The sequence below is a fragment of the Streptomyces sp. MI02-7b genome, assembly GCF_033793585.1.
Classification (GTDB): domain Bacteria; phylum Actinomycetota; class Actinomycetes; order Streptomycetales; family Streptomycetaceae; genus Actinacidiphila.
In genome coordinates this window covers 39,608-53,444 of the sequence record NZ_JARAWX010000036.1, presented here as the reverse complement: position 1 = coordinate 53,444, position 13,837 = coordinate 39,608, and the positions used below count along the sequence as shown (strand labels likewise).

11 protein-coding genes are annotated in these 13,837 nt (G+C 74.5%); 8 read left to right on the top strand and 3 right to left on the bottom strand.

Translation table 11 applies throughout. The features are described from left to right. Positions 1-149: 149 nt before the first annotated feature. From PV364_RS37310 to PV364_RS37300, 3 genes are read right to left on the bottom strand one after another with little or no spacing between them, the layout of a single operon-like run. The gene (locus PV364_RS37310) at positions 150-1,079 is read right to left on the bottom strand and encodes an aminoglycoside phosphotransferase family protein (RefSeq protein ID WP_319665374.1); all 930 of its coding nucleotides are present in this window, start codon (positions 1,077-1,079) and stop codon (positions 150-152) included. A gap of 30 nt (positions 1,080-1,109) precedes the next feature. Continuing rightward, the gene (locus PV364_RS37305; protein WP_319665373.1) at positions 1,110-1,538 is read right to left on the bottom strand and encodes a ferritin-like domain-containing protein; all 429 of its coding nucleotides are present in this window, start codon (positions 1,536-1,538) and stop codon (positions 1,110-1,112) included. 7 nt (positions 1,539-1,545) lie between these two features. Continuing rightward, positions 1,546-2,049, bottom strand: a complete 504-nt coding sequence (locus PV364_RS37300) for a hypothetical protein (RefSeq protein WP_319665372.1) — start codon at positions 2,047-2,049, stop codon at positions 1,546-1,548. A 184-nt stretch (positions 2,050-2,233) separates the two neighbouring features. Here PV364_RS37300 and rimP point away from each other — a divergent pair, with 184 nt between their 5' ends. From rimP to PV364_RS37260, 8 genes are all read left to right on the top strand, one after another. Next, entirely contained in the window at positions 2,234-2,758 is a 525-nt protein-coding gene (gene rimP / locus PV364_RS37295) for a ribosome maturation factor RimP (protein ID WP_319665371.1), read from the top strand. 2 nt (positions 2,759-2,760) lie between these two features. Beyond that, a complete protein-coding gene (nusA, locus tag PV364_RS37290) occupies positions 2,761-3,747 on the top strand; it encodes a transcription termination factor NusA (protein WP_319665370.1) in 987 nt (328 codons plus the stop codon). Positions 3,748-3,825: 78 nt separating this feature from the next. Beyond that, positions 3,826-4,104 carry a YlxR family protein gene (locus PV364_RS37285; protein ID WP_319665369.1) on the top strand — a complete coding sequence of 93 codons (279 nt, stop codon included), beginning with the start codon at positions 3,826-3,828 and terminating at the stop codon, positions 4,102-4,104. Positions 4,105-4,263: 159 nt separating this feature from the next. Next, on the top strand, positions 4,264-7,416 hold the full coding sequence (gene infB, locus PV364_RS37280) for a translation initiation factor IF-2 (protein WP_319665368.1): 3,153 nt from the start codon (positions 4,264-4,266) through the stop codon (positions 7,414-7,416). Positions 7,417-7,551: 135 nt separating this feature from the next. Beyond that, complete coding sequence (locus tag PV364_RS37275; protein ID WP_319665367.1) at positions 7,552-7,845, top strand: DUF503 domain-containing protein; 294 nt, start codon at positions 7,552-7,554, stop codon at positions 7,843-7,845. 42 nt (positions 7,846-7,887) lie between these two features. Then, a complete protein-coding gene (gene rbfA / locus PV364_RS37270; RefSeq protein ID WP_319665366.1) occupies positions 7,888-8,364 on the top strand; it encodes a 30S ribosome-binding factor RbfA in 477 nt (158 codons plus the stop codon). After that, on the top strand, positions 8,361-9,233 hold the full coding sequence (gene truB / locus PV364_RS37265) for a tRNA pseudouridine(55) synthase TruB (protein ID WP_319665365.1): 873 nt from the start codon (positions 8,361-8,363) through the stop codon (positions 9,231-9,233). The genes rbfA and truB overlap by 4 nt, the downstream gene beginning before the upstream one ends. An 861-nt stretch (positions 9,234-10,094) precedes the next feature. Continuing rightward, positions 10,095-13,784 carry a serine protease gene (locus PV364_RS37260; protein WP_319665364.1) on the top strand — a complete coding sequence of 1,230 codons (3,690 nt, stop codon included), beginning with the start codon at positions 10,095-10,097 and terminating at the stop codon, positions 13,782-13,784. The last annotated feature ends 53 nt before the right edge of the window (positions 13,785-13,837 follow it).

The window sequence follows — 13,837 nt, the reverse complement described above, 5'->3', positions numbered from 1 at the left end:
GATCAGTTGAGGGTGCCGGAGGCACCTAAATGTGCTGTCCAGAATGGCCAGCCCCGGAGGCCCCGCACCCGGCCCCTACGAAACGGGCGCCGGGGTCACTTACTTCCTGGGGCACACGGGAGGGCGGGCGGGGGAAAAGGGGCGCCGGGTCAGAGGAGGCCCGCGAATTCCAGGAGGAGCTCGCCGGAGGGGCGGTCGCCGACGGAGAACGCCCAGACGCCCGCCTCGACCGCGCGGAAGAGGGCCCAGCCGCGGACCCGGTCCCGGTCCACCTCCAGCGCGTCGGACAGTTTGGCGACCCGCCGCCGCGCCGCCGCCTGCGCGCCGGGGCTGGCCAACAGCGTGTCCAGGCGGTCGCGGACGAGCCACGCGAGGTCGAACGCGGGGTCGCCGACGAGCGGTTTGGGGTCGATGGCGAGCCAGGGGACGCGGTCGGCGGAGAGCACGTTGCCGTGGTGGTAGTCGCCGTGCAGCAGCATCGCCTCGGGCTCGGACGCGCCCGTCAGGGCATCCCGTATCGCGAGGGCCTCGTCGATCAGGGGGTGCGCTTCCACGTCGACGTACGGCCGGCGGCCCCGCTCCCGCAACCGCGCCGCGAGCCCCGCGGTGCGGTCGGCCACGGACGTGAAGGGGTGCGCGTCACCCGGCGGCACCCAGAGCCGCTGGAGTGTGGCGCTCGCCTCCAGCATCGCCTTGGCCTCGGGCAGCGAGCGCAGCGAGACGTCGCCGTGGAGGCGTTCCATGAGCAGGACGCCCTCGTCGGGGTCGGCGCGCAGCAGTCGCACCGCACCGCGTCCGTCCCAGCGGGCGAGCGCGGCGTGCTCGTGCCGGGTCTCGTCGGTGACGAGGCCGAGCTTGAGCGTGGCGGGGGTGTCGTCGGCTTGGCGGACCAGGACGACCATGCTGATCTGGCCGCCGGGGGAGAGCACCCGTTCCGGTCGCAGGTCCCACCGCGCCAGGTGGTCCGCGGCGCGCTCGGGGAGCCCGGCGAGCCAGGCCCGGCCCGGGTCGCCCTCCCAGGCGCTGACGGTGCGGATCAGCCGCTCGGGCGGTTGCAGGTGCTGCGGTGCCGGGGTCATGCGGGGTGTCGTCCCTCCTGCGGATCGGGTCTACCGGCCGCGCTCGGCCAGACCCGGGAAGGCTACGCTCCCGCCGCGCCAGCCCACGGCACGCACCGCGGCCTCGCGGAGCGCGTCGGCGGCCTCGCGCCGCAGGTCGGCGGTGGCGGCGCGGACGAGGTCGGCGTAGACACCGGCGACCCGGTCCTCCAGTTCCGCGGCGAGGCGGATCGCCGCCGCCCGGTCAGGGACCGGGAACGGCAGCGTGTAGGCCGCCGAGGCCGCCACGGGCTCGGCGCCCAGGTCGGTGACGGTACGGCGCAGGGAGTCGCGGCGGGCGCGGTGCGCGTCGTAGCCGGCGGCGGCCCGCCCGGCGGGGTCGTCACCGATGCGGGCGCCGACCACGCCGTAGCCGTAGACGGCGGCGTGCTCGGCGGCGAGGGCAGCCTGGACGGCCGCGAGCGGCTGCTGCTGTGCCATGGGCGGGTCAGTTCTCCTTGAGCAGCAGGACGTGCCCGGCGCCGCATGCGGCCACCGAGGCGAGCAGGCGGGCGAGTTCGGGCGGGGCGTCGAGCAGCGCGCCGGCCCGTTCACCGGCGAGGGCCCGCTCGGCGCCGGCGAGGGCGGCCAGAGCCGCGCCCTCGCGCGGGGGCACGGAGACGGAGGGCGAGGGTGCGGGCGACGCGACGGGCCCGCGACGCGTCGGCGGGCCGAACGCCGCGACGTGCCGGGCCACTTCGGCCCGCAGCGGCCGCAGCCGCGTCGCGAGCCGGGGGTGGGCGGCGATCGTGGCGTCGTAGCGGGCGAGCAGCGCGCCGCTGTCCCGGGCGGCCCGCTCGCGCAGGATCTCCCCCGGGTCGGGGGAGGGCGAGGACGGCCCCGGCGCACCGGATCGATGCCCCTGCCGGTCGGAGCAGCCGCCGAGCAGCCCGGCCGCGGCCGGCAGGACGGGCAGGACGAGAGCGGTGCGGACCGCGCGCCTGCGCGGCATGTTCCTGAGTGGCACAGTGCCCCTTCCCGTGATCACCACCGGAGAGGGTACCGGCGCCGGGGGCGCGCTCCGCGACGGCGCCCTCCGCGGCGCCGAATCGTCGTTCCGGCACCCGAACCGATAGGCTTTGGCCCGACACACGACCTTCCATCACAACAGCACACGCGGCCGAGGAGTCACCCGGATGAGCACCACCCAGAGCGAGAGGCTGCGCGGGCTGCTTGAGCCCCTCGTCGCGAAGACGGGGCTGGATCTGGAAGAGATCAAGGTGACGGCGGCCGGGAACCGGCGCCAGCTCCAGGTGATCGTGGACTCCGACGAGGGCGCTCCGCTGGACACACTCGCCGAGCTCAGCCGGGAGATCTCGCAGGCACTGGACGACGCCGACGCCATGGGCGGCACGCCGTACCTGCTGGAGGTCTCCTCCCCGGGCGTGGACCGCCCGCTCACCGAGCCGCGGCATTTCCGGCGCAACGAGGGCCGGTTGGTGAAGCTCACCAGGACCGACGGCGACGAACTGGTCGCGCGGATCATGGCGGTGGACGAGGACGGTCTCGACCTCGAGGTCCCGGGTGTCAAGGGGCGCAAGCCCAAGCCCGCCCGTATCGCCTTCGGCGAGATCGCCAAGGCGCGGGTGGAGATCGAATTCAGTCGCAAGGACCCGGCCGATGCCGACACCGACGGCGACGAGAGCACTGAGGAGGCGTAGCCGTGGACATCGACATGAGTGCCCTGCGGGGTCTGGTCCGGGAGAAGGAGATCTCCTTCGAACTGCTGGTCGAGGCGATCGAGTCGGCGCTCCTCATCGCGTACCACCGCGAGCCCGGCAGCCGCCGCAACGCGCGGGTGGAGCTGGACCGCACCAACGGCCATGTGACCGTGTGGGCCAAGGAGGACGCGGCGGAGACCCCCGAGGGCGCCGAGCCGCGGGAGTTCGACGACACGCCGAGCGGCTTCGGCCGGATCGCGGCGACCACCGCCAAGCAGGTGATTCTCCAGCGGCTGCGTGACGCCGAGGAGGAGATCACCTTCGGCGAGTACGCGGGCCGCGAGGGCGACATCGTCACCGGTGTGGTCCAGCAGGGCAAGGACCCGAAGAACGTACTGGTCGACATCGGCAAGCTGGAGGCCATCCTGCCGGTGCAGGAGCAGGTCCCCGGCGAGGACTACAAGCACGGCACCCGCCTGCGCTCGTACGTCGTCCGGGTCGCCAAGGGTGTGCGCGGTCCGTCCGTGACGCTGTCGCGCACCCACCCGAGCCTGGTGAAGAAGCTCTTCGCGCTGGAGGTCCCGGAGATCGCGGACGGGTCCGTGGAGATCGCGGCCATCGCCCGCGAGGCCGGTCACCGCACGAAGATCGCGGTGCGCTCGACGCGTTCGGGACTGAACGCCAAGGGCGCCTGCATCGGCCCGATGGGCGCGCGGGTGCGTGCCGTGATGGCCGAACTGAACGGCGAGAAGATCGACATCGTCGACTGGTCGGACGAACCGGGTGAGATGGTGGCGAACGCGTTGTCACCCGCTCGGGTGAGCAAGGTGGAGATCGTCGACATGGGTGCGCGCTCGGCCCGGGTGACCGTGCCGGACTACCAGTTGTCGCTGGCGATCGGCAAGGAAGGGCAGAACGCCCGCCTGGCAGCACGGCTCACGGGCTGGCGGATCGACATCCGCCCGGACACCGAGCCGGCCGAGCAGTAGCACCCGTCGGTAATCGAGGATCAACCGTGCGCCGCATAACCCAGAGGGGTGAGGTCGGCGCGGGGAGGTAGACTAAGGATGTCTGGCCGGACGCACGGCCCAGCACGCCCGGAGCGCACATGCATCGGCTGCAGGGAGCGGGCGGCCAAGCACGATCTGCTGCGTGTGGTGGCGGTCGGGGGCTGCTGTGTTCCCGATCTTCGCGGTACGCTGCCCGGTCGGGGTGCCTATGTGCACCCCGACACCGTCTGTTTCGACCTGGCGGTCCGCCGCCGGGCGTTTCTGCGGGCCTTCCGGGCCCAGGGACCGCTGGACACCGCGGAACTCCGCGATCATGTCGAACAGGCGACACTGTGAGTGAGCAAGGAGAGCGCACGGGCAACCGTGCGATCAGGTACCCCGCGAGTTGGAAGTAGGTCGAGATTGCGATGAGCACTCGATGAGCACGCGATGAGTACGCCCATGAAGTAGCGACGGTCCGGCGGACGACCACCCCGGACCTCATGAAGGAGCGAAGTGGCTAAGGTCCGGGTATACGAACTCGCCAAGGAGTTCGGAGTTGAGAGCAAGGTCGTCATGGCCAAGCTCCAAGAACTTGGCGAATTCGTCCGTTCGGCGTCCTCGACGATCGAGGCGCCGGTTGTTCGCAAGTTGACTGACGCACTGCAGGGTCCCGGTGGCGGTTCCGCCTCGGGCAAGCCCTCCGCCGCCAGGCCCGCGGCGCCCCGCAAGGCAGCGCCCGCAAAGCCGGCCGCCCCCACTCCGGGCGCGCCGGCCCGTCCCGCTGCCCCGGCCCCGAAGCCGGCGACGGGATCCGCCCCCACCACCCCGCGGCCCGCGGCCGGCTCCGCGCCGACCCCCGGTCCGCGCCCGACGCCGGCCCCCAAGCCGGTTCCGGCCAAGCCCGCGCCGGTCACCCCGGTGCCGCAGGCGGAGTTCTCCGCCCCGCCGGCTCCGCAGGCCCCGGCCCCCGAGCGTCCGGCCGCCGAGCGTCCGGCCCCGGCCGAGCGCGCCGAGCGCGCCGAGCGCCCTGCCGCGCGTTCCGGTCAGCCCGGTCCGCGTCCCAGCAGCGCGCCGCGCCCCGGTCAGCGGGATGGCCAGCGCGACGGTCAGCGTGACGGCGGCCGTGGCCAGGGCGGCCCCGGTGCCCCGCGTCCGGGCGGCCAGGCGCCGCGTCCGGGCGGTGCCGCACGTCCGGCCGGTCCCCGTCCGGGCAACAACCCCTTCACCTCCGGCTCGACCGGCATGCCGCGCCCGCAGGCGCCGCGTCCCGGCGGCGGAGCCCCCGGCCAGCCCGGCCCGCGCCCCGGTGGCGCCCCGGGTGCCGCCGGTCCGCGTCCGGGTGGCGCGCCGCGTCCCGGCGGCGGTGCCGCGTCCGGTCCTCGTCCGACCCCGGGCGGGATGCCCCGTCCGCAGGGCGGCGGTCCTCGTCCGAACCCCGGCATGATGCCGCAGCGTCCCGCCTCCACGGGTGGCGGCCCCGGCCGTCCCGGTGCCGGTGCGGGTGCCCGTCCGGGCCCGCGTCCCGGTGGTGGCGGTGGCGCCGGTCGTCCCGGTGGCGGCGGCTTCGCCGGTCGTCCCGGTGGTGGCGGTGGCGCCGGTCGTCCCGGTGGCGGCGGCGGCTTCGGCGGCCCGCGCCCCGGTGGCGGCGCCCCGGGTGCCGGTGGTGGCGGCTTCGCCGGCGGCGGTGGCCGTCCCGGCTTCGGCGGTCGTCCCGGCGGTCCCGGTGGCCGTGGTGGCACGCAGGGCGCGTTCGGCCGTGGCCCCGGTGGCCGTCCGGCCCGTGGCCGCAAGTCGAAGCGTGCGAAGCGCCAGGAGTACGAGGCCATGCAGGCCCCGTCCGTCGGCGGTGTGATGCTGCCTCGCGGCAACGGCGACACCGTGCGCCTGTCCCGTGGCGCGTCGCTGACCGACTTCGCCGAGAAGATCGGCGCCAACCCGGCGTCGCTCGTCCAGGTGATGCTGAACCTCGGCGAGATGGTCACCGCGACCCAGTCCGTCTCCGACGACACGCTGCAGATGCTCGCCGACGAGATGAACTACACCCTCCAGGTCGTCAGCCCGGAGGAGGAGGACCGCGAGCTGCTCGAGTCCTTCGACATCGAGTTCGGCGAGGACGAGGGCGGCGAGGAAGCACTCGTCGCGCGTCCGCCGGTCGTGACCGTCATGGGTCACGTCGACCACGGCAAGACCCGCCTCCTCGACGCGATCCGCAAGACCAACGTGGTCGCGGGCGAGGCCGGCGGCATCACCCAGCACATCGGTGCCTACCAGGTGGCCACCGAGGTCAACGGCGAGCACCGGGCCATCACCTTCATCGACACCCCCGGTCACGAGGCGTTCACCGCCATGCGTGCCCGCGGTGCCAAGTCCACCGACATCGCGATCCTCGTGGTGGCGGCGAACGACGGCGTCATGCCCCAGACGATCGAGGCGCTGAACCACGCCAAGGCGGCCGACGTGCCGATCGTGGTCGCGGTCAACAAGATCGACGTCGAGGGCGCGGACCCGACGAAGGTGCGCGGTCAGCTGACCGAGTTCGGCCTGGTGGCCGAGGAGTACGGCGGCGACACCATGTTCGTCGACATCTCCGCCAAGCAGGGCCTGAACATCGACAGCCTGCTGGAGGCCGTGGTCCTGACCGCGGACGCCGCCCTCGACCTGCGTGCCAACCCGGAGCAGGACGCCCAGGGCATCGCGATCGAGGCCCACCTCGACCGCGGCCGCGGCGCCGTGGCGACCGTCCTGGTCCAGCGCGGCACCCTGCGGGTCGGCGACACCATGGTGGTCGGCGACGCGTACGGCCGTGTCCGGGCGATGCTCGACGACACCGGCAACACCCTCGAAGAGGCGGGCCCCTCGACCCCGGTCCTGGTGCTCGGCCTGACGAACGTGCCGGGTGCCGGCGACAACTTCCTGGTGGTCGACGAGGACCGTACGGCCCGTCAGATCGCCGAGAAGCGCGCCGCCCGCGAGCGGAACGCGGCCTTCGCCAAGTCCCGCCGCCGGGTCAGCCTGGAGGACCTGGACAAGGTGCTCAAGGCCGGCGAGGTCCAGCAGCTCAACCTCATCATCAAGGGCGACGCGTCCGGTTCGGTGGAGGCCCTGGAGTCCTCGCTGCTCCAGCTCGACGTCGGCGAGGACGTGGACCTGCGCATCCTGCACCGGGGTGTCGGTGCGGTCACCGAGACCGACGTCACCCTGGCGGCGGGCTCCGACGCGATCATCATCGGCTTCAACGTGCGGGCCGAGGGCCGCGCCACGTCGCTGGCCGAGCGTGAGGGCGTCGACGTCCGCTACTACTCGGTGATCTACCAGGTCATCGAGGAGATCGAGGCGGCGCTCAAGGGTCTGCTCAAGCCGGAGTACGAGGAGGTGGAGCTCGGCACCGCCGAGATCCGCGAGGTCTTCCGCTCCTCCAAGCTCGGCAACATCGCCGGTGTGCTCATCCGCTCCGGCGAGGTCAAGCGCAACACCAAGGCGCGCCTCCTGCGCGACGGCAAGGTCGTCGCCGAGAACCTCAACATCGAGGGTCTGCGGCGCTTCAAGGACGACGTCACCGAGATTCGTGAGGGTTACGAGGGCGGTATCAACCTCGGCAACTACAACGACATCAAGATCGACGACGTCATCGCGACCTACGAGATGCGCGAGAAGCCGCGCGTCTGATCGCTGGTGCCGTGTCCGGGGCCGGTCGGTGGAAGAGAAATTCCGTCGATCGGCCCCGGCCGTTGCCTTTAGTGTGGTGCTTACTGTTCGCACTGTTCGCTACGAGGCCCCACAGGTCGGCTTGACCTGACGCCCATGTTTGTAGGGACGCTGTCCTTCGACCTGCTCCTCGGCGACGTCCGGTCGCTCAAGGAGAAGCGCTCCGTCGTCCGGCCCATCGTGGCCGAGCTGCACCGCAAGTTCGCGGTCAGTGTGGCGGAGGTCGACCACCATGATCTTTACCGCAGGGCCGAAATCGGCGTGGCGGTCGTGTCCGGGGATCTCGGGCACATCAATGACGTACTCGGACGCTGCGAGCGATGGATGGTCGCACGCCCCGAGGTGGACCTGCTGTCGGCGAGGCAGCAGATCCACGGGGACGACGACTGACACTCACGTACCGAAGAGTGAAGAGTAGAGAGAAGAGCAGGCATGACCGACACCGCGCGGGCGCGCAAGCTGGCGGACCGCATCCGGGTCGTGGTCGCCGAGACCCTCCAGCGGCGGATCAAGGACCCGCGGCTGGGCTACGTCACGATCACGGACACCCGGGTCACCGGTGACCTTCGGGAGGCGACCGTCTTCTACACGGTCTTCGGGGACGACGAGGAGCGTGCCGCCTCGGCGGCGGCGCTGGAGAGCGCCAAGGGCGTCCTCCGCTCGGAGGTCGGACGGCAGACGGGCGTGCGCTTCACACCCTCCCTGACGTTCGTCGCCGACGCGATCCCGGAGAACGCGCGCACCATCGATGACCTGCTCGCCAAGGCCCGCGCGGCCGACGAGGAGGTGCGCAAGACCGCCACCGACGCCGCGTACGCCGGCGAGGCCGACCCCTACCGCAAGCCGGCGGAGGACGGGGAGGACGAGGACGCCGACGCCGACGCGAGGGACGAGGGCGAGACGCGATGAAGGACGGGCTTGTCATCGTCGACAAGCCGGGCGGTATGACCTCGCACGACGTGGTGGCCCGGCTGCGCAGGCTCGCCGGGACCCGGCGGGTCGGCCACGCCGGCACGCTCGACCCCATGGCGACCGGCGTCCTGGTCATCGGCGTGGAGAAGGCCACCCGGCTGCTCGGGCACCTCGCGCTCACCCGCAAGGAGTACGAGGCCACGATCCGGCTCGGCCAGACCACCGTCACGGACGACGCCGAGGGCGAGATCACGGCCGCGGTCCCCGCGAGCGCGGTCACCCGTGAGGCCGTCGACGCGGGCATCGCCGCCCTGACGGGCGACATCATGCAGGTGCCGTCCAAGGTCAGCGCGATCAAGGTGAACGGTGTCCGCTCGTACGCGCGCGTGCGCGGCGGCGAGGAGTTCGAGCTGGCCGCCCGGCCGGTGACGGTGTCCTCGTTCGTGGTGCGCGACGTGCGGCGCGAGGGCGACGACCTCGTGGACGTCGACGTCACCGTCGAGTGCTCCTCCGGCACGTACATCCGCGCTCTCGCGCGCGACCTGGGCGCGGGACTGGGCGTCGGCGGCCACCTCACCGCGCTGCGGCGCACCCGGGTCGGGCCCTACGGGGCGGGCCTCGCCCGCACGCTGGAGGAACTGGCCGAGTCCTTCGCGGTCCTGCCCATCGCGGAGGCCGCGGCGGCGGCATTCCCCCGCTGGGACGTCGACGAGCGCGCGGCGCGTCTGCTCGGCAACGGTGTCCGGCTGGACGCGCCTGCCACGGTGGGGGCGGAGCCGACGGGGGTCTTCGGGCCGGACGGGCGCTTTCTCGCGCTGGTCGAGGGGCACGGGGGTCAGGCCCGCATCCTGGCGAACTTCGCGTAGCCGCGCCGGCTGCGCCGGCTGGCTTTTCCCCGCCCGCCCACCCCCAGCCTTCGGCCGGGGGTGCCCCCAGCCCGGCACGGTGAGTGACCTCCTTGCGCTGCGTGCGTTGTGGGGTCGGTGCCGCGCCGGGGTGCGCCCCCAGCTACCGCTGGGAGGTGCCCCCACGGGGCTCGCGGTTTGGCCCCACATCGTCCGGCATCGGGCCCCGCGGTCTCCGCTCGTCCCTCCCCCAGCTACCGCTGGGAGGTACCCCCAGAGGGGGCACCCCGCCACACCCCCTCCCGGGCCGGTTGCGCGCCCTGACGGCCGGTGGGGGTGCTGTCGGCGGTGACGGCTGAGCCCTGTGGCGGCGTTGCGCCAACGGTTGCCCGAGCACGGTGCCGTCTCTACTCCCCACCGGGGATCAGGCGCGACAACCTGCGGAGGGGGCGGGGTCGTAGGGGTGGGTGTTCTGGACTGTGGAGCATATTTGGGTGCATGACCCGGGGTGATCAGTTGAGGGTGCCGGAGGCACCTAAATGTGCTGTCCAGAATGGCCAGCCCCGGAGGCCCCGCACCCGGCCCACCCCGCACGCGCGCCGGGGCGCCCAGACTTCCTGGGGCACACGGGAGGGCGGGCGGGGAGGAAACCCCGGTACGGCGAAGCGCAGCGTGCGGCGCGGGCCCTCCCCCCTCACGGCCCGCGCCGCACGATTCCCCCCGCAGAAGTGCCTATCCAGGCCGCAAGATCAATTCACCCCAACGGGCAGGCGCTCGGAGTGAAGACAGGGAGCGCTAGGGGGCGCGTTCACCAGGGGATCTGTTGGGACGATCACCGGACGTCTACGGTCGAAACGGGCACTGAGGCGGGGAGGTGCGCGGATGTCGGTGCAGTCCGCCGAGGCGGAACGTGCGTTGGTGCGCGTCTGTGACCTGGCCGGACGGCCGCGAGGGACGGGGTTCCTCGCGGAGGCGGCCGGTGGGTGCGGGACGCTGGTGACGAGTCATGAGGCCGTCGACGGGCTGGTGCGCCTCGTGCTGCACGCGTGGGGCGAACAGACGATCCTCGTGGAGGCGGACGCCATCACGCCGCTGCCCGCGCTCGGGCTGGCGCTCGTGGCGGTCGAGGGGCTGGAGGACGTGCCACCGCTGCCGGTCGCGGCGGCCGTGCGGCCGGGGAAGGTGCGGCTGCGCGGCCGGGCGTGGACGGACGCGGAGATCGTCGGCACGGCGTCCGTCACCTACACCGCGACGGACCGCTTCCACCTGCTGGACGAGGTGCACGAGCTCGCCGCGCGGGAGTGGGAGCCGGGTCCGGAGGTGTCGGGAACGCCCGTGCTCGACCCGGGGACGGGGGCCGTGCTGGGCGTGGTGGTGACCGCGCTGCACGCCGGGCACCGGGCGGACGGCTTCGCGGTGCCGTTGCGGGGGCTGGGCGAGCTGCTGGAGCGGAACGCGGCGACGGTCCCGGCCTACGGGGCGCACCTGAATCTCGCGGGGGCGCTGCAACTGACCGCCACCTCCGTGGGTTCCGCGGGCGCGCCGCACGGGCTGCGAGGGCGGGAGCCGGTCGTGCGCCCGGAGACGGAGGCGGTGCTGCGGGCGTTCGCGGAGGGCGGCCCCGGCGGCGGAGGGCGTTCGCTCGTGCTGGGCCTGGTGGGGGATCCGGGCTGCGGTCGGACGACGGAGCTGGCGGCGCTGGCCGTGCGGCGCGCGACGGGGGCGGAGCCGGCGCCGACGCTGTGGCTGCGCGGGGCCGAACTCCACACGGGTGACGGCGGGTTGAAGGACGCGGTGGAGCGTTCGCTGCGTGCCGCCGGTCGCATCGTGCACGCGGGGGCGGGGCCCGGGGACGCCGCGCCGGTCACCTCGCCGGACGCGGTGGCGCACTTGGCGGAGGACGCCGGGCGCCCGCTGCTGGTGGTGCTGGACGGGCCCGAGGAGATGCCGCCGGTACTGGCGCACAGCCTGCCGGACTGGGTCGCGGGGACGGCGAGTTGGCTGCGGGCGGCCGGGGTGCGGCTGGTCGTGGCATGCCGTCCGGAGTTCTGGGAGCAGGCGGGCGCGCTCTTCCCCCGGGGCGTGCTGCACGACCCGGGGCGCCGCGCGGGCACCCGGGCCCTGCCCGCCTGCGTGCGCCTGGGGGATCTGCCGGAGCCGCAGGCCGGCCGGGCGCGTGAGCGGTACGGCGTTCCGGAGGGGGCCCTCACGAAGGAGGACGGGGCGCATCCGCTGGCGCTGCGGCTGCTGTCGGAGGTGCGGGCGGCGCTTCCGGAGGGGCCGGCGGACGGTCCCGGGGGGCGGCCGGACCGGGCCGAGGTCTTCGGGGCGTACCTGGACCTGGTCTGCCTGCGGATCGCCGTGCGGCTGGCTGCCGACGGCCGGGGCGACCCGCGTGGCACAGCGGTGCGGCGCCTCGCGGCGCGCGTGGCGGGCCGCGCCCACGAAGCGGCACGGCGCTGCCTGGGGCCCGGGCAGGGCGAGCTGGACCGCGAGTCGTTCGAGGAACTGTTCCCGTGGCGTACGGGGTGGGCCTCCGCGGTGCTCACCGAGGGCCTTGTGGTCCCCGCGGGTGCCGGATACCGCTTCGCGCACGAGGAGTTCGCGGACTGGCTCCAGGGCGGGCATCTGGAGCTGGACCAGGCGCTGTACGCGCTGGTGCACCGCTGGTCGGCCGCGTCCCCGCCGGGCGGCACGGCGGAGGCCCCCGTGCGTCTGCCGTCGCGGCCCCCGGCCGTCGCGGGGCGGGGCGGTACGCCGCCGGTGCCCCTCGCGCCGCCGCTGGCGCCGCCGTCCGCACCGCGTTCGCTTCCGGTGCCCCGGCACCGCATCGGGCCGGTCGTGCAGTCGCTGCTGGTGACCGACCGCCGGTGCGGGGCGGCCGAACTCGCGCGGAGACTTGAGGATTTGGTGCTGGCGCTCGACGGATGGGCGGCCCCGCCCGCCGCCCGCGGCGGCTCCGGGCGACCGCTGCTCGACGGCGTGCCGCGCCCGCGGGACCGCAGCGGGGCGAGTCCGGCGCCCGGTCCGCAATGGGAGCGGGCACGCCGAGCGGACGCCGTGTGGTGGGCCGCGCACCTGCTCGGCGAGGCGCTGTTGCGGGTGCCGGACGTGCTGCCGTACCGGGGCGTGCTGCGCCTGCTGGCCGAGCGGATCACGGCCCGGTCGATCGAGGCCGGGGGATTCCGGGAGGGCCCGGGGCTGGGCCGGTTCGGCCCGTGGTTCTGGCGCCGGCTGCGGTTGCCGCTCGACGAACGACTCGCACTGCTGCGGCAGTTGCTTCCCGCCGACGCGCCGCCGCAGGGCGGGGACGAGGAGCGCTTCCTGACGGCCGCGGGGGAGGAGCTGGCCGCCGCGCCCCGCGAGGCGCTGCCGGCCGTCTGCGCCTGGTTCGCCGACGAGCGGCCGCTGCAGTCTGCCCCCGGCGGACCGCGCCCGACGGTGGCCACCGCCGCGCAAGCCCTGCTGCACACCCACCGGCACCGCGCCGTGGACGATCTCACCGAGACCCTGGTCGCGGCCGCCCACCCGCGGGCCGACGAGCTACTGGCCGCGCTCGCCGAGGACGAACCGGCAGCCGTCTGCCGGGCCGTCGACCGCTGGGCCCACGACGGCCGGCCCGAACGCCATGTGGCCGCCGCAGCGTACGGCCTGCGCACCGCCCCGCACGTCACCGTGCCCGCCGACCGCCGCCTGCTGCGCTACGCGGCGCTGGCGATCCTCGCCCGCCCCGCCGACTGCACCCTGCACGGCGCCGCCCTTGCCGTCCTGGTACGCGATCCGGCCACCCGGTCCTTCCACCTGCCCGCCGCCCTGGACCGCTTCGCCGCGGGCGACCCCCGGCTGCCCGCCGACGCGCTGGCCACCGCCCTGGCCACCCATCCCGATCCGGTCCTCGCCGCCTTCCACACCCGCCTGCGCGAGCCGGGCGGGGGCGGCGCCGAGGTGCTGCGGGCCCTGGCGGAGATCGGCGACCAGGCGCTGGCCCGCCGCGTCGCCGCGCTCGTCCGCGACCACCTGGAGCAGCGTCCCGAGGGCGCCGCGCACGTCGCGGAGTACCTCGACCGCCGCCTGGAGGACGGTCCGGGCGTGCGGGCGGTGCTGCTCCCGCTGACCGTCGGGCTGCTGCGGGAGCATCCGGCCGAGGTGCGGCGCGCCCTGGCGCCCGTGCTGGCCGCGCCCGGCGGCCACAGCTCACGGCCGCTGCGCCGGGAACTCCTGGACGCCCTCCTGGAACGCGAACGCGACCACGGAGTCCTCGACGCCCTGCTCACGGCGGCCGCCGGGGGCTGTGCGCTGCGGCCCGCGCCGTTGACCCGCGACCTGGTGCACCGCGTCGGCGTCCTGCTCTGCCGGTCCCCTGAGGGGGCGACGCTCTTCGACCGCCGGCTGGTGCAGCTGGCCGCCGCTCATCCGGGATTCGCCCGGCAGGTGCGCGGCTGGCTCGCGGCGGACGGCGGCGCCGGGGTGTGGGACACGCTCGTCGGCCCGAGCGCCCGGCGTGCCTTCGACCGGCCGGCGGCGGACACCCCGCCCGCCCGGGCGCCGGAGGCGACCGCCCTGGTCCTCTGATCAGGGCGTGAGGCGGCGCCGGTGCGGGCGCGGCCCGCCGCGTCCGTGGGGGC